17 protein-coding genes are annotated in these 21,729 nt (G+C 72.7%); 11 read left to right on the top strand and 6 right to left on the bottom strand.

What is annotated here, in order from left to right; genetic code table 11:
• Positions 1–81: 81 nt before the first annotated feature.
• Genes AB0424_RS04295 through AB0424_RS04285 form a run of 3 tightly spaced genes read left to right on the top strand, consistent with a single transcriptional unit; the run spans position 82 to position 3,715 of the window.
• Positions 82–1,422 carry a discoidin domain-containing protein gene (locus AB0424_RS04295; protein WP_366302129.1) on the top strand — a complete coding sequence of 447 codons (1,341 nt, stop codon included), beginning with the start codon at positions 82–84 and terminating at the stop codon, positions 1,420–1,422.
• A complete protein-coding gene (locus tag AB0424_RS04290; RefSeq protein WP_366302128.1) occupies positions 1,422–2,723 on the top strand; it encodes an MFS transporter in 1,302 nt (433 codons plus the stop codon). Before AB0424_RS04295 ends, AB0424_RS04290 begins: the two co-directional genes overlap by 1 nt.
• 5 nt (positions 2,724–2,728) lie before the next feature.
• A complete protein-coding gene (locus AB0424_RS04285) occupies positions 2,729–3,715 on the top strand; it encodes a hypothetical protein (RefSeq protein ID WP_366302126.1) in 987 nt (328 codons plus the stop codon).
• 70 nt (positions 3,716–3,785) lie between these two features.
• Here the strand turns inward: AB0424_RS04285 and AB0424_RS04280 are convergent, their stop codons facing one another.
• Complete coding sequence (locus AB0424_RS04280) at positions 3,786–5,072, bottom strand: MFS transporter (RefSeq protein WP_366302125.1); 1,287 nt, start codon at positions 5,070–5,072, stop codon at positions 3,786–3,788.
• 133 nt (positions 5,073–5,205) lie between these two features.
• The gene (locus AB0424_RS04275; protein WP_366302124.1) at positions 5,206–5,772 is read right to left on the bottom strand and encodes a methylated-DNA--[protein]-cysteine S-methyltransferase; all 567 of its coding nucleotides are present in this window, start codon (positions 5,770–5,772) and stop codon (positions 5,206–5,208) included.
• Between the two features lie 256 nt (positions 5,773–6,028).
• Between AB0424_RS04275 and AB0424_RS04270 the strand changes: the two genes are divergently transcribed.
• The 5 genes from AB0424_RS04270 to AB0424_RS04250 all read left to right on the top strand — a co-directional run bounded on the left by AB0424_RS04270 (position 6,029) and on the right by AB0424_RS04250 (position 13,139).
• A complete protein-coding gene (locus AB0424_RS04270) occupies positions 6,029–6,928 on the top strand; it encodes an MHYT domain-containing protein (RefSeq protein ID WP_366302123.1) in 900 nt (299 codons plus the stop codon).
• A gap of 62 nt (positions 6,929–6,990) precedes the next feature.
• On the top strand, positions 6,991–9,123 hold the full coding sequence (uvrB, locus tag AB0424_RS04265) for an excinuclease ABC subunit UvrB (RefSeq protein ID WP_366302122.1): 2,133 nt from the start codon (positions 6,991–6,993) through the stop codon (positions 9,121–9,123).
• Between the two features lie 142 nt (positions 9,124–9,265).
• Positions 9,266–9,844, top strand: coding sequence for a TerD family protein (locus AB0424_RS04260; protein WP_366302121.1), 579 nt, complete (start codon positions 9,266–9,268; stop codon positions 9,842–9,844).
• Positions 9,845–9,958: 114 nt separating this feature from the next.
• Positions 9,959–11,899, top strand: a complete 1,941-nt coding sequence (locus AB0424_RS04255) for a TerD family protein (RefSeq protein ID WP_366302119.1) — start codon at positions 9,959–9,961, stop codon at positions 11,897–11,899.
• 232 nt (positions 11,900–12,131) lie between these two features.
• Positions 12,132–13,139 carry a TerC family protein gene (locus tag AB0424_RS04250; RefSeq protein ID WP_366302118.1) on the top strand — a complete coding sequence of 336 codons (1,008 nt, stop codon included), beginning with the start codon at positions 12,132–12,134 and terminating at the stop codon, positions 13,137–13,139.
• A gap of 85 nt (positions 13,140–13,224) precedes the next feature.
• Here AB0424_RS04250 and AB0424_RS04245 read toward each other — a convergent pair whose 3' ends face one another.
• The 3 genes from AB0424_RS04245 to AB0424_RS04235 all read right to left on the bottom strand — a co-directional run bounded on the left by AB0424_RS04245 (position 13,225) and on the right by AB0424_RS04235 (position 16,027).
• Positions 13,225–14,532, bottom strand: a complete 1,308-nt coding sequence (locus AB0424_RS04245) for an MFS transporter (RefSeq protein WP_366302666.1) — start codon at positions 14,530–14,532, stop codon at positions 13,225–13,227.
• Positions 14,533–14,651: 119 nt separating this feature from the next.
• A complete protein-coding gene (locus AB0424_RS04240; RefSeq protein WP_366302117.1) occupies positions 14,652–15,308 on the bottom strand; it encodes an MBL fold metallo-hydrolase in 657 nt (218 codons plus the stop codon).
• Positions 15,309–15,343: 35 nt separating this feature from the next.
• On the bottom strand, positions 15,344–16,027 hold the full coding sequence (locus AB0424_RS04235) for a maleylpyruvate isomerase family mycothiol-dependent enzyme (protein WP_366302116.1): 684 nt from the start codon (positions 16,025–16,027) through the stop codon (positions 15,344–15,346).
• A gap of 156 nt (positions 16,028–16,183) precedes the next feature.
• On the opposite strand from AB0424_RS04235, the gene uvrA reads away from it, so the two are divergent.
• Both uvrA and AB0424_RS04225 read left to right on the top strand, forming a co-directional pair.
• On the top strand, positions 16,184–19,228 hold the full coding sequence (gene uvrA, locus AB0424_RS04230) for an excinuclease ABC subunit UvrA (protein WP_366302115.1): 3,045 nt from the start codon (positions 16,184–16,186) through the stop codon (positions 19,226–19,228).
• A 145-nt stretch (positions 19,229–19,373) separates the two neighbouring features.
• On the top strand, positions 19,374–19,820 hold the full coding sequence (locus AB0424_RS04225) for a Rieske (2Fe-2S) protein (RefSeq protein WP_366302114.1): 447 nt from the start codon (positions 19,374–19,376) through the stop codon (positions 19,818–19,820).
• Between the two features lie 61 nt (positions 19,821–19,881).
• On the opposite strand, the gene AB0424_RS04220 is transcribed toward AB0424_RS04225, so the two are convergent.
• Positions 19,882–20,811, bottom strand: coding sequence for a hypothetical protein (locus tag AB0424_RS04220; RefSeq protein ID WP_366302113.1), 930 nt, complete (start codon positions 20,809–20,811; stop codon positions 19,882–19,884).
• A gap of 234 nt (positions 20,812–21,045) precedes the next feature.
• On the opposite strand from AB0424_RS04220, the gene AB0424_RS04215 reads away from it, so the two are divergent.
• Positions 21,046–21,729: a papain-like cysteine protease family protein gene (locus AB0424_RS04215; protein WP_366302111.1), complete on the top strand. Its 684-nt coding sequence runs from the start codon at positions 21,046–21,048 to the stop codon at positions 21,727–21,729.

The raw sequence follows: 21,729 nt of genomic DNA, 5'->3' as shown, positions 1-21,729 counted from the left end.
GGCGCCCGGCCGGCGCGGCGGGCCGTGGTGCGCCGCACCGGTGTCCAGCTCTCGCCACCCCTCAGGTCAGGGAGCCCAGGTATGCGCCTGAACGCCTCCGCCCCACCGCACACCACCACCCGCCGTCTGCCGCTCGTCCTCGCCGCCGTCCTGCTGCTCGTCGGCGGACTCCTCCTCGCCCTGCCGGACCGGGCCGGAGCCGCCGCCGACGTCCTCATCTCCCAGGGCAGGCCGGCCACCTCCTCCTCCGTCGAGGACTCCACCTTCGGCCCGGAGAAGGCGTTCGACGGCGTCTCCACCACCCGCTGGGCCAGCACCGAGGGCGTCGACCCCCAGTGGATCAAGGTCGACCTCGGCCCCTCGGCGACCGTCTCCCGGGTCAAGCTCGTCTGGGAGGCCGCCTACGCCAAGGCGTACCGCGTCGAGATCTCCGCCGACGGCACCACCTGGACCCGCCTCGCCACCGAGACGGCCGGAAACGGCGGCACCGACGACTGGACCGGCCTCACCGGCACCGGCCGCTACCTGCGCGTGTACGGGACCGCCCGCGGCACCTCGTACGGCTACTCGCTCTTCGCGGCGGAGGTCTACGGCACCACCTCCACCACGCCCCCGCCCGACGGCGCCTTCACCGTCGTCGCGGCCGGCGACATCGCCGCCCAGTGCACCGCCTCCAGCAGCTCGTGCGCCCACCCCAAGACCGCGGCCCTGGCCCAGCGGATCGCGCCGTCCTTCTACCTGACCATGGGCGACAACCAGTACGACGACGCCCTGCTCTCCGACTTCCGCGCCTACTACGACAAGAGCTGGGGCGCCTTCAAGGCGAAGACCCGGCCCGTCCCCGGCAACCACGAGACCTACGACCCGGCGGGGCCGCTCGCCGGGTACAAGTCGTACTTCGGTGCGATCGCCTACCCGCAGGGCAAGTCCTACTACAGCTACGACCAGGGCAACTGGCACTTCGTCGCCCTCGACTCCAACTCCTTCGACGACGCCGCGCAGATCCAGTGGCTCAAGGACGACCTCGCGCGCAACACCAAGGGCTGCGTCGCCGCCTACTTCCACCACCCGCTGTACTCCTCCGGCGGTCACGGCAACGACCCGGTCTCCAAGCCCGTCTGGCAGATCCTGTACGGCGCCAAGGCCGACCTCGTCCTCAACGGACACGACCACCACTACGAGCGGTTCGCCCCCCAGGACCCGAACGGGCGGGCCACCGCCGACGGCATGGTCGAGATCGTCGGCGGCATGGGCGGCGCCGAGCCCTACGACATCGAGACGGTCCAGCCGAACAGCCAGAAGAGGATCAGCGGCACGTACGGCGTGCTCAAGCTGGACCTCACCGACACCACCTACACCTGGCAGTACGTCGGCACCGACAACCAGGTGAAGGACTCCGGCCCGACCTACACCTGCCACTGATGTACCTCGCGACCACCGGTCGCCGCGACGCGCCGCCCACCCCCTCGGGGGTCCGGCGGCGCGTCCCGGGCACCGTCCTCGCCCTCGGCGCGGTCAGCCTGGTCACCGACGTCTCCTCGGAGATGGTGACCGCCGTCCTGCCGCTCTACCTGGTCCTCGGACTCGGCCTCTCCCCCCTCCAGTTCGGCCTCCTCGACGGCCTCTCCACCGGAGCCACCGCGCTCGTGCGGCTCCTCGGCGGCGCCACCGCGGACCGCGGCGGCCGCCACAAGCAGGTCGCCGGAGTCGGCTACGCCCTCTCCGCGTGCTCCCGGCTCGGCCTCCTCCTCGCGGGCGGCGCCACCGGCTGGATCGCCGCCTCGATCGCCGCCGACCGGCTCGGCAAGGGGGTGCGCACCGCCCCGCGCGACGCCCTCATCACCCTCCACAGCCCGCCGGAGGACCTGGGCCGCGCCTTCGGCACCCACCGCGCCATGGACACCACCGGGGCGCTCCTCGGCCCCCTGGCCGCGTTCGCCCTCCTGTCGGCGACGGCGGAGGCGTACGAGACCGTCTTCGCCGTCAGCTTCTGCGTCGGCGCCTTCGGCGTCGTGCTGTGGCTGTTCCTGGTTCCCGGACGGCGGGCCGCGCCGCCGGACCGCGGCACGACCGACGGGGCGGACGGCCGCGCCGCGCCTCCCCGCGCGCGGGGAGGGCTCTTCACCGTGCTGCGCTCACCCGCGTACCGGCGGATCGTGGTCTGCGCCGGCCTCCTCGGGGCGGCCACGATCGGCGACGCCTTCCTCTACCTGCTGCTCCAGCGTCGGCTCGACCTCGACCCGACCTGGTTCCCGTTCCTGCCCCTCGGCGCGGCGGCCGTCTACCTGCTGCTCGCCGTCCCCGCCGGGCGCCTCGCCGACCGCACCGGGCGCCGCGCGCCGCTCCTGTACGGCCACGGGGCACTGCTCCTCGCCTACGTGCTGCTCCTGGCCCCCGGACCCGACGGGGCCGTCCTCGTCGGCGTCCTGCTGCTGCTCGGGGTCTTCTACGCCGCCACCGACGGCGTCCTGATGGCCCTGGCCGGCCCGTTCCTCCCCGAAGGACGCCAGGCCGGCGGCCTGGCCCTCGTCCAGACCGCCCAGGCGCTCGCCCGGCTCGGCGCGGCCGTCGCCTTCGGGGCCGTCTGGACCGCGAGCGGCCCCGGCACCGCCCTCGTCGTCGCCCTCGTCGCCCTCGCGGCGGCCCTGTGCGCCGCCGCCCGCCTGCTGCCCGAGGCCCCCACGGCGCCCGCCACCGCTCCCGCGACCCTCCGAGAGGACTGACCTCCATGAACGCCCCGACCGTCACACGCCTCTCCGCACGCGCACGCGTGGGCGTCCTCGTCCTCGCCCTCCTGCTCCTCGGCGGCGGCGCCACCGCCTACACCCTGCGGGCGGCCTCCGGGCGGGCCGAGGCCACCGGCACCGCCGACCCGGGATTCACCGTCGTCGGCGGGGCGCTCTACGCCCGGGACACCGCGACCGGCCGCGTCGCGCGCGTGGACCCGGCCGCACCCGGCGGGCGAGTGGCCGGCGGCCCCTCCTGCGACCGCTTCCACGCCGCCGGGCCCACGGCGCTCTGCCTCCAGCGGCGGCCGGGCGTGCCGGCCCGCTCGTACGTCCTGGTGCTCGACCGGAACCTGCGCGAGCTGCGCCGCATGTCCCTGCCGGGCATCCCCAGCAGGGCCCGCGTCTCGGCCTCGGGCCGGATGCTGTCCTGGACGATGTTCGCGACGGGCGACTCGTACGCGCGCTCGTCCTTCTCGACCCGCACGTCGATCCTCGACCTGCGCACCGGCTACCTGGTGAAGAACATCGAGCAGATCCCGCTCACCCTCGGCGGCCGTCGCCATCACGCCCCGGACGTCAACTACTGGGGCGTCACCTTCGCCGCCGACGACAACCGCTTCTACGCCACCGTGTCGACGGGCGGCCGCACCCACCTCGTCCAGGGCGACATGGCGGCCTGGTCGGCGCGGGCCCTCCGGGAGAACACCGAATGCCCTTCGCTCTCGCCGGACGGCACCCGGATCGCCTTCAAGAAGCGGGTCTCCGACGGCCCGCACGAGCCGTGGCGGCTGTACGTCCTCGACCTGCGCACCGGACGCGAGCACCCGGTCGCGGAGCGCCGCGGCATCGACGACCAGGCCCTGTGGACCGACCGCGACACCCTCGCGTACGGCTACGGGGGAGCGGTCTGGTCGGTGCCGGCCGACGGCACGGGAACCCCGCGCTCCCTGGTGAGCGGCGCCTCGTCCCCGGCGGCGCCGCGCTGACCGGACCGGAGCGGGCCGCCGGTCCGGTGGGCCGCCGGGGGCCGGAGCGCCCGGGGCGGCGGGCCTCCGCTCAGGCCCTGCGGAGCGCGCCCCGCACCGCGAGCGCCGCCATCGGCAGCAGCAGACAGGCGGCGATCGCGTTCAGCGGGCCGTAGCCGGCCTGCGAGACGATCAGGCCGGCCGCGAGCCCGCCGAGACCGGCGGCGGTGTTCATGACGAAGTCGGAGAGTCCCTGGACCGCCGCCCGGGCGGCCTGCGGCACCGAGTCGGTGAGCAGGGCCGAGCCGGAGACGAGCCCGGCCGACCAGCCCAGGCCGAGGACGAAGAGGCCGGCGGCGGTCCGGCCGTGGCTCGGTCCGGCCGTGCCCGCGACGAGGGCCGCGACGCCGAGGAGGCCGACCGCGAGCCCGATGACCGACAGCCGGCCGAGCCGGTCGGAGAGCCAGCCCATCAGCGGGGAGAACGCGTACATGCCCGCGATGTGCCCGCTGATGACGAGACCGATCAGCTGGATGTCCGCGCCGTGGTGGGTGAGCGCCACCGGCGTCATCGACATGATCGACACCATCGCGGTGTGCGAGGCGGCGACGGTGACCAGCGCGAGGCGGGCCTTCGGCGACTCCCGCACCGCCCGCAGACCGGCCCGCAGCGACCGGCCCTCGGCGGCCTCGGCCGCGTCGGCGCCGCTCAGCGCGCGGGCGGTGAGGAGCGGGTCCGGCCGCAGCAGCAGGGCCACCAGGGCCGCCGCGAGGACGAAGACCCCGGCGGCCCAGACGAACGGGCCCGCCGTGGCCGGGATGCCCAGACCGGCGACGCTCCGGCCGGCCGGAGCGGCGATGTTCGGGCCGAGGACCGCGCCGATGGTCGTCGCCCAGACGACCGTGGAGATGGACCGCGCCCTGCGGTCCGGTTCGGCCAGGTCGGCGGCGGCGAAGCGGGCCGCCAGGTTCGCCGAGGAACCGGCACCGAACCCGACGAGGCCGACGAGCAGCAGCGGGAAGCTGCCGACGACCGCCCCGAGCACCGCGACCCCGGCGCCGACGGCTCCGATGAGGTACGCCAGGACGAGCCCCGCCCGGCGCCCGCGCGAGACCATCAGGGAGGCCAGCGGCATGGCGAGCAGGGCGGGTCCCGCCACGGTCGCCGTCGACGCCAGCCCGGACAGCGCCTCGGAGCCGCTGACGTCCCTGGCCAGGACGGCGGAGAGCGCGACGCCGGTGGCGATGCCGAGACCCCCGAGGATCTGGGTGCCGATCAGCACGGCCTGGATGCGGCGGCGCAGGGCCGGCAGCTCGCCGTCGGCCACGGATATGTGTCCGGGCAGCGTGGAGTCAGGGGCATCGGAGGTGTGGGTCACTTACGTGAGTGTGCCAGCCGTCCCACCTGATGGGAACGGCCCGGGGCGCCGAGCCCCGGGCCCCGTGGTTCGCGAGCACAGGGCCCGCGAGCGCCGGGCCGTGGGGCCCCCGGGCGCCGGGCCGGGTTCACCCTCAGAACAAGGGTGCGGGCAGCACGCCCTCCAGGGCCAGCAGCTGCCGCTTGGTCTCCAGGCCGCCGCCGAACCCGCCGAGCCCGCCGTCGCTCTCCACCACGCGGTGGCACGGCACGACGAGGGGCAGCGGGTTGGCGCCCATCGCGGCTCCGACCGCCTGGGCAGCGCCCGGCTGTCCCACCCGCCGGGCCAGCTCGCCGTACCCCACGACCGTGCCGTACGGGACGGTCGCCGCCAGCTCGCGCAGCACCTGGCGGTGGAACCCGGTCGTCAGGCTCCAGTCCAGGGGCAGGGCGAGGTCGTCCGGCTCGCCGGCGAAGTAGCGGTCGAGCCGGCGTATCGCCTCGGAGAGCAGCCCCGAGGCGCACTCCACCGGCTCCGCGCCGAGCTGCCCGGCCAGCCGGTCCAGCATCCGCGCCCGCCGTGCCGGGTCGGCGTGGAACTCGACCCGCACGAGCCCCCGCCCGGTGGCGGCGAGGAAGAGCGGCCCGATGGCGCTCTCCACGACCGTCCACTCCGCCGGGACGTCCCGCGCCCCGCCCGTCGGCCCCGCTTCGATGTCCATGCCGACCACGGTACGACCGGGCACCGACAACGGGGCCCGGGAACGGCACCCGACGGGCTCCGGCCGTCGGGCCGGCGGGGGCCCGGACGGCGGATCCAAGATCACGGGCCGGTCTCGCTCAGGTCTCACCCACGGCAATTCCCCGGTCACGTGGTCGCCGGGCCCCCGGCGCGCCATAATCTCGCCCCGGTAGTACTACCCAGCGGTACCGACTGTTTTCGGACGACGTGGCACCAGGGGTGGAGGACAGACGCTCATGCAGGGCACGGTCGACGGATTCAGCTACGGGCTCGTGACGCCGGTGGCCGCCTTTCTCATGGCGTGCCTCGGCGGCGCCCTCGGGCTGAGGTGCACCACCAGATCGCTCCGCCACCGCGACAGCTTCAAGGCCGGCTGGCTCGCCCTCGGTGCCACCTCGATCGGCACCGGCATCTGGACGATGCACTTCATCGCCATGATGGGCTTCTCGGTCCAGCAGGCCCCCGTGAACTACGACCGCCCCCTGACCTTCGCCAGCCTGGGCGTCGCCGTCGTCATGGTCGGCGTCGGCATCTTCATCGTCGGCTACCGAGGCGCCACCGCCCTCACCCTGGTCACCGGCGGCACGATCACCGGCCTCGGCGTGGCCACCATGCACTACCTCGGCATGGCCGGCATGCGACTGCAGGGCCGCATCGAGTACGACACCCTCACCGTCGCGATCTCCGTGGTCATCGCGGTCGTGGCGGCCACGGCGGCCCTCTGGGCGGCCGTGTCCGTGCATGGATTTCTGGCCAGTCTCGGTGCGAGCCTCGTGATGGGCGTCGCCGTCAGTGGTATGCACTACACCGCCATGGCGGCGGTCAGCGTCCACCTGCACGGGGCCGAGCCCCTCAGCGGGACCGGCGACACCGCGACCTCGCTCCTGCTGCCGATGCTGATCGGCCCGGCGGTCTTCCTCATCCTCGCCGCCGTCGTCGTCATGTTCGACCCGCTGCTGGTGATGGGCGACCCGGACTGGCAGCGGCCCGACGCCCGCGGGGTGAACCGTCCCGGGGTGCCCGCCCCGCGCCATGTGCCGTCCTACGGCGAGCCCGCCAACTGGACCGCGCGCCCGGCCGGCCGCGCCGCCCGCAGGAGCGTCCCCCGGGGCGGCCACCGCTCCCAGGACTGGTGACGGAGGGCCGCTGCCGAGCCGATCGCCACCCGAGTGTCAGTGCCGGGTCGTACGGTGGGTGCATGCGGCCCGTTTCCAAGATCGAACGTTCGGTGGCGCCCTTCGAGGTCGTCAGTGAGTACCAGCCCAACGGCGACCAGCCCGCGGCCATCGCCGACCTGGAGCGGCGTATCCGCGCGGGCGAGAAGGACGTCGTGCTCCTCGGCGCCACCGGCACCGGCAAGTCGGCGACCACCGCCTGGATGATCGAGAAGCTCCAGCGCCCCACCCTGGTCATGGCGCCGAACAAGACGCTGGCCGCCCAGCTGGCGAACGAGTTCCGCGAGCTCCTGCCGAACAACGCGGTGGAGTACTTCGTCTCGTACTACGACTACTACCAGCCCGAGGCGTACGTCCCGCAGTCGGACACCTACATCGAGAAGGACTCCTCCGTCAACGAGGAGGTGGAGCGGCTGCGCCACTCCGCGACGAACTCCCTGCTCACCCGCAGGGACGTCATCGTGGTCGCCTCCGTCTCCTGCATCTACGGCCTCGGCACCCCCCAGGAGTACGTGGACCGCATGGTCCCGCTCAAGGTCGGCGACGAGCTCGACCGGGACCAGCTGCTGCGCCGCTTCGTCGACATCCAGTACACCCGGAACGACCTGGCGTTCACCCGCGGCACCTTCCGGGTCCGCGGCGACACCATCGAGATCTTCCCGGTGTACGAGGAGCTCGCCGTCCGCATCGAGATGTTCGGCGACGAGATCGAGGCCCTCTCCACCCTCCACCCGCTCACCGGCGAGGTCATCAGCGAGGACCGCGAGCTCTACGTCTTCCCCGCCAGCCACTACGTCGCGGGCCCCGAGCGCATGGAGCGCGCGGTCAACGACATCGAGCGCGAGCTGGAGGTCCGCCTCGCCGAGCTCGACAAGCAGGGCAAGCACCTGGAGTCCCAGCGCCTGCGCATGCGCACCACGTACGACATCGAGATGATGCGGCAGATCGGCTCCTGCTCCGGCATCGAGAACTACTCGATGCACTTCGACGGCCGCGACCCCGGCTCCGCGCCCAACACCCTCATCGACTACTTCCCCGAGGACTTCCTCCTCGTCATCGACGAGTCGCACGTCACCGTGCCCCAGATCGGCGCCATGTACGAGGGCGACGCCTCCCGCAAGCGGACCCTCGTCGACCACGGCTTCCGGCTCCCCTCCGCCCTCGACAACCGCCCGCTGAAGTGGGAGGAGTTCCAGGAGCGGATCGGCCAGACCGTCTACCTCTCCGCGACCCCGGGGACGTACGAGCTGTCGCGCGGCGACGGCTTCGTCGAGCAGATCATCCGCCCCACCGGCCTCGTCGACCCCGAGGTCGTCGTCAAGCCCACCGAGGGCCAGATCGACGACCTCGTCCACGAGATCCGGCTGCGCACCGAGAAGGACGAGCGGGTCCTCGTCACCACCCTCACCAAGAAGATGGCCGAGGACCTCACCGACTACTTCCTGGAGCTCGGCATCCAGGTGCGCTACCTGCACAGCGACGTCGACACCCTGCGCCGCATCGAGCTGCTGCGCGAGCTGCGGGCGGGCGAGTACGACGTCCTCGTCGGCATCAACCTCCTCAGGGAGGGCCTCGACCTGCCCGAGGTGTCCCTCGTCGCCATCCTCGACGCCGACAAGCAGGGCTTCCTGCGCTCCGGGACCTCCCTCATCCAGACGATCGGCCGCGCCGCCCGAAACGTCTCGGGCCAGGTACACATGTACGCGGACCGGATCACGCCGGCGATGGAGCAGGCCATCGACGAGACGAACCGGCGCCGCGAGAAGCAGATCGCGTACAACACGGAGCACGGCATCGACCCGCAGCCGCTCCGCAAGAAGATCAACGACATCGTCGCCACCATCGCGCGCGAGGAGATCGACACCGAGGAGCTCCTCGGCAGCGGATACCGCCAGGCGAAGGAGGGCAAGGGCGCCAAGGCGCCCGTCCCCGCGCTCGCCGCCCACGCCCCCAAGGGCCGCGGCGGGGCCGGCGGCTCCACGGTCCAGCTGGGGGACCGGCCGGCCACCGAACTGGCCGCGATCATCGAGGAGATGACCGACCGGATGCGCGCCGCCGCCGCGGAACTGCAGTTCGAGGTGGCCGCCCGGCTGCGGGACGAAGTGGGAGAGCTGAAGAAGGAGTTGCGCCAGATGAAGGAGGCGGGACTCGCCTGACCGGACGGCGGTCCGGTGTGTTGCAAGACCGACACAAAACCGGACCGCCCCTCCGCGGTGTCAGCGGCGCTGCGTAGGGTGCTCGACAACCGCACGCACCGGAACAGCGGTCGCGGGGAACGCCAACGAGAGGGGCAATCGCGTGTCGGTCAACATGACCAAGGGTCAGGCCATCAGCCTGGAGAAGAGGGGCGGGGGCAGCCTCACGCAGGTGCGCATGGGCCTCGGATGGCAGGCCGCGCCGCGCCGCGGTCTCTTCGGTTCGCGCACCCGGGAGATCGACCTCGACGCCTCGGCCGTCCTCTTCGCCGACAAGCAGCCCGTCGACGTGGTCTTCTTCCGCCACCTGGTCAGCGACGACGGCTCCGTCAAGCACACCGGCGACAACCTCGTCGGCGGCGCGGGCCAGGGCGGCGACGACGAGGCGATCCTCGTCGACCTGGAGCGGGTGCCGGTCCACATCGACCAGATCGTCTTCACGGTGAACTCCTTCACCGGCCAGACGTTCCAGGAGGTGCAGAACGCGTTCTGCCGCATCGTCGACGAGACGAACGGGCAGGAGCTCGCGCGCTACACCCTCGACGGCGGCGGCAACTACACCGCGCAGATCATGGCGAAGGTCCACCGGGTCGGCTCCGGCTGGCAGATGACCGCCCTGGGCAACCCGGCCAACGGCCGCACCTTCCAGGACCTGATGCCGGCGATCCTCCCGCACCTGTAGCCGCGGCGCGCAGGCACCCACAGCTCCCGGAGGCACCAGGCCACCGGGAGCTGTCCCACATGATCCGAACCATCCGTGTGCTCCGCACCGGGAAGCGCTGAGGGGACAGAGCCGATGACGGCCGAGCTGGTCCGGGGACAGAACCACCCCCTGCCCGACACCCGACTGGAGATCCGGGTGTCGGCCGGTCACCCCGTCGTCGCCGGCGCCACCCTCGGCGACGAGAACGGCCGGGTCCCCGGCGTGGAGTGGGTCGCCCACCCCGGCACGCCCTCGCTCCCCGGCGTCGACGTCCCGCGGCGGTGCGCCGCCGACCACCGCCTCTCCGTCGACCTGGCGGCGGTCTCCGACGACGTCCACCGGGTCTCCGTGCTCCTCGCGCTGCCGACCGGCGCCGGCGCCGTCCGCTTCGGGTCCCTCGCCGCGCCCTTCGTCGCCGTCGCGGGCGGCGACGGGGCGGACGTGGCCAGCTACACGATCACCGGACTCGACACGGAGTCCGCCGTCGTGGCCCTGGAGCTGTACCGCCGCCAGGGCGCCTGGAAGGTCCGCGCCATGGGCCAGGGGTACGAGGGCGGACTCGCCGACCTCCTCGGCGACCAGGGCCTCGACCGCGCCGCCGACCTGGCCGCGTCCATCCTGGCGGCCGTGTCACCGGAGCCCGCCGTCGTCGCGGAACCGGCCGTCGCCGAGCCGTCGCGTCCGGTCGCCGACCCGCCGCTGCGCGTCCCCGAGCCGGAGCGGGTCGGGTCGGCGCCGACCGCCGCCCCGGACCCGCACTCCGCACCACCGCCCCCGCCGGTGACGCCCCCGGCCGTCCCCACGACGGGCACGCCGACCCCTGCCATGGGCACCGGCCCCATCAGCTACGCCCACCCCCGCCGACGGCCGTCCGAGGCGCCGGAGCCCCGCCAGGCGCCGCCGGTACCCGTCGCCGGTGACGCCTCGGGCTGGTCCATGGACGAGCGGCTCTACAACCAGGTCTGGGGGATGTTCGAGGACCTGGCCCGGAGCGCGGCCGCCTACCGCAGCGCCTGCGACTTCGCGGAGTCGCGGCTCGACCGCGAGCTGGACCAGTCGCTCTCCGACTACCGCTCCCGCGTCGGCGGCGCGAACGACGCGGCGCGGGCCACCGCCCGCGCCCGCCACGACGAGCTCGTCCAGCGGGCCCAGGAGGTCCTCGACCGGGACCTCGCCCAGCTCGCCGCCGAGTCCGAGGTCGTCGAACCGGCCCTGCCGCCCGCGTATGCCCGCTGGGACAGCCCCGTCTGGCACGCCTACCGCGTCCCGGCCGAGGAGCCGATGGCCGTCCGCCTCGGCGACCTCCACCTCCCCGAGCGCACGGACCTGAGGATCCCCATGCTCGTCCGGCTCCCGCTGGAACGCGGCCTCTGGGTGGACAGCGGGCGCGGGAACTCCGAGGCCGCCGGCCTGCTCGACGAGGTGGAGCTGCGGCGGCTCGCCCTGGACAGCGCGGTGGCGCACGCCGCCCGGCTGCTCGCCGCCCACCCGGCGGGCGAGTTCACCGTCCACGTCCTCGACGCGGCGGGCGCGGGCACCGCGGCGCTCGCCCCCCTCGTGGAGACGGGCGTCCTGGCCGCCCCTCCGGCCCGGGGCGCCTCCGGCGTCTCCGCGGTCCTCGAACAGCTCACCGAGCGGGTCGACCTGCTGCAGATGGCGTCGCGGGCCGGCGCGGCCGACGCCCTGCCGCCCGGTCTGGACACGGCCCGGCAGCTGCTGATCGTCCACGACTTCCCGCACGGGTTCGACGACCGGGCGGTCACCCGCCTGCGCTACCTCGCCGACGAGGGTCCGTCGGTCGGCGTGCACCTGCTGATGGTCGCCGACCGCGCGGACGCCGCCGCGTACGGTCCGCTGCTCGACCCGCTGTGGAGGTCGCTGCTGCGGCTCACCCCCGTCGCCGACGACCACCTCGCCGACCCATGGGTCGGCCACGCCTGGTCGTACGAGCCCCCGGTCCTTCCGCCGGGCGGCTCCGTCCTCCGGCAGGTCCTGGCCCAAGTGGCGGCAGCTCGCCATGGAAAGCGGCTCTGACCTGCTCTTTTGAGGGCTCTTTACCCTGCTCTTTACCTTCTCTTGGTCTTTCGGGTAATCTCTTCCGTGCGGAGGGGAGTACTCCCCATGCGCGGCGTACCCGTCAATACGGACGGATCCACCAGGGGTCCGATCCCGGGGCGTCGGCCCGGCTGCGGTGTCCGCGGCTCGGGTGGAAGAGACCTCCGGCAGCGACGACGCTGATCAGTAGCCGTACGACGCCGGAGGCGCAGTGGACGTTTCAATGACCATGTGGGTGCTGACCGTTCTCGGTCTGTGTGCCCTGATCGGTGCCGACTTCTTCATCGGGCGCAAGCCCCATGACGTGTCGGTCAAGGAAGCGGGAATCTGGACGGTCGTCTGGATCGTCCTCGCCGGACTCTTCGGGCTCGGCCTGTGGTACTTCGGCAACGGGCAGGCCGCCGGCGAGTTCTTCGCCGGCTACATCACCGAGAAGTCGCTCAGTGTCGACAACCTCTTCGTCTTCGTCCTGATCATGGCGAAGTTCGCGGTGCCCTCCCACCTCCAGCAGCGCGTGCTGCTGGTGGGCGTGGTGATCGCCCTGGTGCTGCGCACCGTCTTCATCCTCCTGGGCGCCGCGGTCATCGCGAACTTCTCCTGGATCTTCTACATCTTCGGCGCGTTCCTGATCTACACCGCCTGGAAGCTCATCCAGGAGGCCCGCGCCGACGAGGACGAGGAAGACTGGGAGGAGAACCGCCTCCTCAAGATGGCCGAGAAGCGGTTCGGCGTCGCCGACCGGTACCACGGCACCAAGCTCTTCATCCAGGTCAACGGCAAGCGGGTGATGACGCCGCTGATGGTGGTCATGCTCGCCATCGGCACCACCGACATTCTCTTCGCCCTCGACTCCATCCCGGCGATCTTCGGCCTCACCCAGGACCCGTACATCGTCTTCACCGCCAACGCCTTCGCGCTGATGGGTCTGCGGCAGCTGTACTTCCTGATCGGCGGCCTGCTCAAGAAGCTGGTCCACCTCAGCTACGGCCTGTCCGTCATCCTCGGCTTCATCGGCGTGAAGCTGGTGCTGCACGCCCTGCACGAGTCCGGGGTGCACGTCCCGGAGATCTCCATCCCGTTCTCCCTCGCCTTCATCGGCGGCGTCCTGGTCATCACCACGATCACCAGCCTGATCGCCTCCAAGAGGCAGGCGGAGCGGGAGGCCGCCGAGAACGTGGCCGACGCCGACGGCACCGAGAAGGACAGCATCGGCGCCTGACGCGGCACGCACGGCTACGGCCGGCCCCGGGACACCTCCCGCGGCCGGCCGTCGCCGTCCCCCGTACGGCGGACGCCTGCCCCCGTCAGACCCTCGCCGTCGCCTCCGCGGCCTCCTCCGCCTCGTCCGCCTCCGTCCGCGCACGCTCCGGCAGGGTCTCCGGCAGCAGGGCGAAGCAGCCCAGACTCACCAGCGCGACCAGCGTCAGATAGGCCGCGACGCCCCAGGGCGGGCCCGAGCCGCCGTCGGAGAGGGCGGTGGCGACGAGTGGGGTCAGGGCGCCGCCGAGGACCCCGGCGAGGTTGTAGCCGACGGCCGCCCCCGTGCAGCGGACCCGGGGCTCGTACAGCTCCGGGAGGTACGCGGCGACCACGGCGAACATGGTGATGAAGGCCAGCAGCGCGCCCAGGAAGCCGAGGAACATCAGCAGCGGCTCCGCCGTGTGCAGCAGCGCCACCATCGGGAACATCCACAGCGCCGAGCCCGCGCATCCGGCCAGGCACAGCGGGCGGCGGCCCCAGCGATCGGCGAGCAGCGCCACGAACGGGGTGGTCGCCCCCTTGATCGCCACCGCCGCCATCACGCAGCTCAGCATCACCGTGCTGCTCACCCCGAGCCGCTCGGTGCCGTAGGCCAGCGCCCAGGTGGAGACCGTGTAGAAGACGGCGTACCCGACCGCGAGCGCGCCGGCCGTCAGCAGCACCAGGCGCCAGTGGTCGCGCGCCACCTCGGCCAGCGGGGCGCCCGCCCGCCGCCCGGTCGACGACAGCTCCTCGAACTCCGGGGTCTCCGCCAGCGAGGAGCGCAGCAGCAGCCCGGCCGCCGCGAGCAGCCCGGCGGCCCAGAACGGCACCCGCCAGCCCCAGGAGCGGAACTCCGCGTCGCTCAGCCCGGCCGTGAGCGCCAGCATCACGCCGTTCGCCAGGAGGAAGCCGATCGACGGGCCGATCTGCGGGAAGCTCGCCCACAGCGCGCGCCGGCGCTCCGGGGCGTGCTCGGCCGTCAGCAGGACCGCCCCGCCCCACTCGCCGCCGAGACCCAGGCCCTGGAGGAAGCGGAGCACCAGGAGCAGCACGGGAGCGGCGATGCCGAGCGTCGCGTACGTGGGGACGCAGCCGACCGCGACCGTGGCGCAGCCGGTCAGCAGCAGGGAGGCGAAGAGGACCGGCCGCCGCCCGTACCGGTCGCCGACGTGGCCGAAGAGGACCGATCCCAGGGGCCTGGCCAGGAAACCGGCGGCGAAGGTGCCGAAGGCGGCCAGCGTGCCCGCGAGCGGGGAGAACGTCGGGAAGAACAGCGGCCCCAGGACGAGGGCGGCGGCGGTCCCGTAGACGAAGAAGTCGAAGAACTCGATGGCGGTGCCGACGAGCGAGGCGGCGGCGAGCCGCCCCATCGACGGGGTGCCGGGTGGCGACGGAGCGTGACGTTGGCGCATGTGGCGCCAACTACCCCGCCGCCGTCCGGGTTACGGGGGCGTGCGGAAGCGCGCAGCTCCGGGCTGCGCGCCGGGCGTCACCAGCCGCGCTCGCGCCATTCGGCGAGGTGGGGGCGCTCGTCACCGAGCGTGGTGTCCTTGCCGTGCCCCGGGTAGATCCAGGACTCGTCCGGCAGGACCGCGAAGAGCTTGGTCTCCACGTCGTGGAGGAGGCTCGCGAACGCCTCCGGGTCCTTCCGGGTGTTGCCGACCCCGCCCGGGAAGAGACAGTCGCCGGTGAAGACGTGGGGGTGGCCGTGCGGGTCGTCGTAGACCAGGGCGATCGAACCCGGGGTGTGGCCGACCAGGCGGCGGGCGGTCAGCTCGACCCGTCCGACCCGGACGGTGTCCCCGTCCTCGACCGGCACGTCGGTCGCGACCGGGATGCCCTCCGCGTCGTACGCGCCCGCGTACGTCCGGGCGCCGGTCGCCGCGACGACCTCCGCGAGGGCCTGCCAGTGGTCGCCGTGCCGGTGGGTGGTGACGACGGCGGCGATGCCGTCGTCACCGATCAGCGTCAGGAGGGTGTCGGCGTCGTTGGCCGCGTCGACGAGCAGCTGCTCGCCGGTCGCCCGGCAGCGCAGCAGATACGCGTTGTTGTCCATCGGACCGACCGCGACCTTCGAGATCATCAGGTCCGTCAGCTCGTGCACGTCCGCAGCCCCGCCGACCTTCACCACTCCGCTGTACGTCATGGCCTCAGCCTAGCTTCGCCCGCCGTCGGGGGCGGCTACAGAGGGGGGAGCTCCGGCAGGGGGCCGCCCTCGGTCGTGAGGCCCGAGCCGTCGCGGCGCCCGGCGAGCCAGCCGAGCAGTTCGGCGGCCGGGCCCGTGACGGTGACGCCGCCCGAGGTGCCGCCGGTCTTCCACGTCCCGCCGCCGTCGGCGTGCAGGACGGTCGCCGGGACGCTCTCCAGGCCGGTGAAGCGTTCGGCGAGGAAGTCGGTCTCGCGGGCGGTGAACTCCTCGGGAAGGTCCTCCAGCTCGTAGCCGACGCCCAGGTCGACGTGGTGCAGGGCCACCTCGACCCAGCGGCGGAAGGGGATGCGCGAGGCGCTGTCCGTGACGCCGTTGCGGAGCTCGACGGTGCGGCTCCAGTCGGCGGGCTCGGCGCCCACGGCCTGGAAGCCGTCGGCGGACTCGCGCAGGTCGGCGAGGTGGACGTCGAGCGGGCGCCCGGCGTCGCGCTCGATGTCGGCGTCGCGGGTCGCGGCGTCGGCGTACATGGGGAGGCCCCGGAGGACGTTCACCAGGGCGTCGGCGTTGCGGGCGACGTGGGCGAGGACGTGGCCGCGGGTCCAGCCCGGAAGCCGTGACGGCTCGGCCGCCGCCGCGTTGTCCCATGAGGCGGCCGCGGTCAGCAGCCGGTCGGTCGCCTCGCGGACGGAGGCAAGGTCGCGTTCGTGGTCGATCATGGCGCAGACCCTAGCGCCGCCACTCATTCGGGTGAAGCGGTCCCGGAGCGGCCGGAAATCGAATGTGCGTGCTATAGGCTCGACGGAAGCATCCGGCATCCTTGGTTGTTGGGTGTGTCAGGCACATCCGCTCTCTCAAGAAAGGTGCGGACCGGCGTGGCCGACCGTCTCATCGTTCGTGGCGCTCGCGAGCACAACCTCAAGAACGTCTCGCTCGACCTCCCGCGTGACTCCCTCATCGTCTTCACCGGGCTCTCGGGATCGGGCAAGTCCTCCCTCGCGTTCGACACGATCTTCGCCGAGGGGCAGCGCCGGTACGTCGAGTCGCTCTCCTCGTACGCCCGGCAGTTCCTCGGCCAGATGGACAAGCCGGACGTGGACTTCATCGAAGGTCTGTCGCCCGCCGTCTCCATCGACCAGAAGTCGACCTCGCGCAACCCGCGCTCGACGGTCGGCACCATCACGGAGGTCTACGACTACCTCCGCCTGCTCTTCGCCCGCATCGGCAAGCCGCACTGTCCCGAGTGCCGCCGCCCGATCTCGCGCCAGTCGCCGCAGGCCATCGTCGACAAGGTCCTGGAGCTGCCCGAGGGCAGCCGCTTCCAGGTCCTCTCGCCGCTCGTGCGCGAGCGCAAGGGCGAGTTCGTCGACCTCTTCGCCGACCTCCAGACCAAGGGCTACAGCCGTGCCCGGGTCGACGGCCAGACCGTACAGCTGAGCGAACCGCCGACGCTGAAGAAGCAGGAAAAGCACACGATCGAGGTCGTCGTCGACCGCCTCACCGTCAAGGACAGCGCCAAGCGCCGGCTCACCGACTCCGTCGAGACCGCACTCGGCCTCTCCGGCGGCATGGTCGTGCTCGACTTCGTCGACCTCCCCGAGGACGACCCCGAGCGCGAGCGGATGTACTCGGAGCACCTCTACTGCCCGTACGACGACCTGTCCTTCGAGGAGCTGGAGCCGCGCTCCTTCTCCTTCAACTCGCCCTTCGGCGCCTGCCCCGACTGCACCGGCATCGGCACGCGGATGGAGGTCGACCCCGAGCTGGTCGTCCCCGACGAGGACAAGTCCCTCGACGAGGGCGCCATCCACCCCTGGTCGCACGGCCACACCAAGGAGTACTTCGGCCGGCTCATCGGCGGCCTCTCGCAGGCCCTCGGCTTCCGCACGGACATCCCGTACGCGGGTCTGCCGCAGCGGGCCAAGAAGGCCCTGATGCACGGCCACAAGACCCAGGTCGAGGTCCGCTATCGCAACCGGTACGGGCGGGAGCGGGCGTACACGACCCCGGCCTTCGAGGGAGCCGTCTCCTTCGTCAAGCGGCGCCACAGCGAGGCCGAGAGCGACTCCAGCCGCGAGCGCTTCGAGGGCTACATGCGCGAGGTGCCCTGCCCCACCTGCCAGGGCACCCGGCTCAAGCCGATCGTCCTCGCGGTCACGGTCATGGACCGGTCCATCGCCGAGGTCTCCGCGATGTCCATCAGCGACTGCGCCGAGTTCCTCGCCCGGCTCACGCTGAACGCCCGCGACAAGAAGATCGCCGAGCGGGTCCTCAAGGAGGTCAACGAGCGGCTGCGCTTCCTCGTCGACGTCGGCCTCGACTACCTCTCGCTCAACCGAGCCGCGGGCACGCTCTCCGGCGGCGAGGCCCAGCGCATCCGGCTCGCCACCCAGATCGGCTCCGGCCTGGTCGGCGTGTTGTACGTGCTCGACGAGCCGTCCATCGGCCTCCACCAGCGCGACAACCACCGGCTGATCGAGACCCTGGTCCGGCTCCGGGACATGGGCAACACCCTCATCGTCGTCGAGCACGACGAGGACACCATCAAGGTCGCGGACTGGGTCGTCGACATCGGCCCCGGCGCCGGCGAGCACGGCGGCAAGGTCGTCCACTCCGGCTCCCTGAAGGAGCTCCTCGCCAACGAGGAGTCGATGACCGGGCAGTACCTCTCCGGCCGCCGCGCCATCGCCACGCCGGACATCCGCCGCCCGGTGGACCCCGGCCGCCGGCTCACCGTGCACGGCGCCCGCGAGAACAACCTGCAGGACATCGACGTCTCGTTCCCGCTGGGCGTCCTCACCGCCGTCACCGGGGTCTCCGGCTCCGGCAAGTCGACCCTGGTCAACGACATCCTGTACACCCACCTGGCGCGCGAGCTCAACGGCGCCCGGTCGGTGCCCGGCCGGCACACGCGGGTGGACGGCGACGACCTCGTCGACAAGGTCGTGCACGTCGACCAGTCCCCGATCGGCCGCACCCCGCGGTCGAACCCGGCGACCTACACCGGCGTCTTCGACCACGTCCGCAAGCTCTTCGCCGAGACGATGGAGGCCAAGGTCCGGGGCTACCTGCCCGGCCGGTTCTCCTTCAACGTGAAGGGCGGCCGCTGCGAGAACTGCTCCGGCGACGGCACGATCAAGATCGAGATGAACTTCCTCCCGGACGTCTACGTCCCGTGCGAGGTCTGCCACGGCGACCGGTACAACCGGGAGACCCTGGAGGTCCACTACAAGGGCAAGTCCATCGCCGAGGTCCTGGACATGCCGATCGAGGAGGCATTGGACTTCTTCGAGGCCGTCCCGACCATCGCCCGCCACCTGCGCACCCTCAACGAGGTCGGACTGGGCTACGTCCGCCTCGGCCAGTCGGCCCCGACGCTCTCCGGCGGCGAGGCGCAGCGCGTCAAGCTCGCCTCCGAGCTGCAGAAGCGCTCGACGGGTCGCACGGTCTACGTCCTGGACGAGCCGACCACCGGTCTGCACTTCGAGGACATCTCGAAGCTGATCAAGGTCCTCTCCGGCCTGGTCGACAAGGGCAACTCGGTGATCGTCATCGAGCACAACCTCGATGTCATCAAGACCGCCGACTGGGTCATCGACATGGGCCCGGAGGGCGGCAGCGGCGGCGGTCTGGTGATCGCCGAGGGCACGCCGGAGGAGGTCGCCTCGGTCCCGGCGAGCCACACCGGCAAGTTCCTCCGCGAGATCCTCGGCGCCGACCGGATCAGTGACGCCGGTGTCGCCGTCCCGGCGGCCCGCGGCACGAAGAAGGCCGCGGCGAAGAAGGCCCCCGCCCAGAAGACCGCCGCGACGGCGAAGAAGGCGGCGGCCAAGACGGCGACGTCGAAGGCGGCGGCCACGAAGGCGGCGGCCACCAAGGCCACCGCCAAGAAGACGGCGACCCGGGCCCGCAAGGCATGAGCACGCGGCAGGGCCTCCTCCCGGGGGCCCTGCCGCACCCCCGGGCCCGGAGGTCGGCCCGGAGGACGGCCCGCGGGACCCCGCCGGTATCGTCGGTTCGGTCCCCCCTGGGGCTTCTTGTCCCCAACATCACCGTGGAGCGCTCATGTCCGGCCAGTCCAGCCGCCGCACCGTACTGAAAGGCGCCGCCCTCGCCGGTGCCGCCGGGCTGGGAGTCGCCGCCTGCTCCACCGAGTCCAACCTGGGCCACGCCCAGGTCCCGACCCCGACCGCCCCGGTCACGCTCGGCGCCCCGGACGCGGTCCCGGTCGGCGGTTCGAAGCTCTACCGCGAACAGCGGCTCGTGGTGAGCTGCCCGGCCAAGGGCCAGTACAAGGCGTTCAGCGCCCAGTGCACCCACGCCGGCTGCGTCCTCGACAAGGTCGAGGACAACGAGGGCAACTGCCCCTGCCACGGCAGCCGCTTCGACGTCACCACCGGCAAGGCCGTGCGCGGCCCCGCCACCGTCCCGCTCCCCGAGGTCCCGATCCGCGTCGAGAACGGCACCCTCGTCGCCGGCCCCGAGACGGCGGCCACGACCCCGGCCGCCTGAGGCCCCCGGAAGCCGCCGAACGCGCGCCGGGTCGGCCCGGCCCCGGGAGATCTCCGGAGCGCTACTCCCAGTCCCAGTCGATGCCCAGGATCCCCGGGCGCACGCCCTGCTCCACGAGGTGCACCGTGCGGTGCCGGCCGCTCAGGGTCAGCTCCGCACGGCCCCCGCGCGGGGCGCCCGCGGAAGCCTGCGCGAACCTCCGGCAGCGCACCGGCAGCGCCGCCTCGTCGAAGCGGACCTGGAGCGCGTACTGCCCGCCCGCGAAGCTGAACCCGCGCACGTACTCCCCGCTCGGCCCCGCCGTACCGTCCTCGAAGCCGTACGAGAACAGGTGCGTGTCCCCGGCCCGCAGCCGCGCGTCGAAGAGCAGCTCCACGACCAGCACACCGGTCCCGGCGTGCCACCGCACCCGCCCCGTACGGCAGTTCTCCACCGCGCGCACCGCCACCCGGGACGGGTCGCAGCCCGGGTCGCCGTGGTGGATGGCGAGATAGCGGTCGACGCCGTTGCGGTGCGCCCGCACCACGTGCTGCGACTCGCGCCCCACCAGTTCGCGCCCCGCCCCGATCCGCACTCGCTCGTGGTGGCCCACCGTGTGCAGCCCGCCGTCCGTCGGGGACTCCAGCTCCGCGAGCAGCTCCTCGACCGAGCCCGACGCCTCCACCAGTGAGCGGTACGAGCGGGCCGCCGGCCGCTCCACGTCCGTCCGGCCCGCCGCGTCCTCCGACAGGAGCCGCAGCAGCGAGTTCCCCGGCAGCTGGAGCACCTCCTCCAGAGCGCGGACGGCCTTGAGGGACTCCGGCCGCTGCGGGCGCCGGGCCCCCTGCTGCCAGTAGCTCAGGCTCGTCACCCCGACCCGGACGCCCCGGTGCGCGAGATGGTGCTGGACCCGCTGGAGCGGCAGGCCGCGCATCGCGAGCGCCGTGCGCAGCGCCAGATGGAAGGGACCGGTGTGCAGCAGCTGCACCAGATCGGCCTCGGTGTGGCTCACGAGGACTCCTCAGTGAACGTTCACGACGGGAGTGGGGACCGTCGCGCCGCGTGGGGTGGGCGGGCAGGTGGGCCGAGGGCGTCCGTTCACACCCGGGTCACACCGTTCACAGTCCGATGTCACCCCGCATTGAAGCGTGTTGACCGGCTCCGGACAACGGAAGATGCTCCTGACCAGCGTCCGGACGCGCTCCTCCACCCCCACATCCCCACCCCCCGCCTTGGGAGGAACGCGATGCGCAGCAGAAGACTGTCCCTCGCGGCTCTCGCCGCAGCCGCCCTCTTCCTCGTCCCCGCCACCTCGGCCTCCGCCGCCCCCGCGACCTCGGCCTCCGCCGCCCCCGCGACCTCGGCCTCCGCCGCCCCCGCGACCTCGGCCTCCGCCGCCCCCGCGACCTCGGCCTCCGCCGCTCCCGTCGGCGAGGACGCCTCCGCCCTCGCCTCCAAGCGCCTGAACATCACCATGCAGGCGCAGCAGAAGACCAACTGGTGCTGGGCCGCGAGCGGCAACACCATCGCCACGTGGTTCGGCCGGAACTACAGCCAGAACCAGTTCTGCAACGCCGCCTTCAACCGCCAGCAGGGCTACGACTGCCCCAACTGGCAGGCCACGCTCGCCAACGTCCAGACCGGCCTGAGCTGGGCCGGCATCAGCCCCGGGTCCTACGTCGACGGCTGGCTCCGCTACTCCACCGTCCAGACCGAGATCAACGCCGACCGGCCCGTCGAGACCCGGATCCAGTGGTCCAGCGGAGGCGGCCACATGCACGTGGTGTACGGCTACGACGACTCCGGCAGCTGGGTCTACTGGGGTGACCCCTGGCCCTCCAGCGACCGGTACAACTGGGCCTCGCACTCCTGGTACGTCAACAACAACTCGTTCTCCTGGACCCACTCGCTCTACCGGATCGGGGCGTGA

This window comes from Streptomyces sp. NPDC051180, from assembly GCF_040689545.1.
GTDB lineage: Bacteria > Actinomycetota > Actinomycetes > Streptomycetales > Streptomycetaceae > Streptomyces.
The sequence above is the reverse complement of the archived record's forward strand: the minus strand, read 5'-3'. Positions and strand labels throughout refer to the sequence as shown.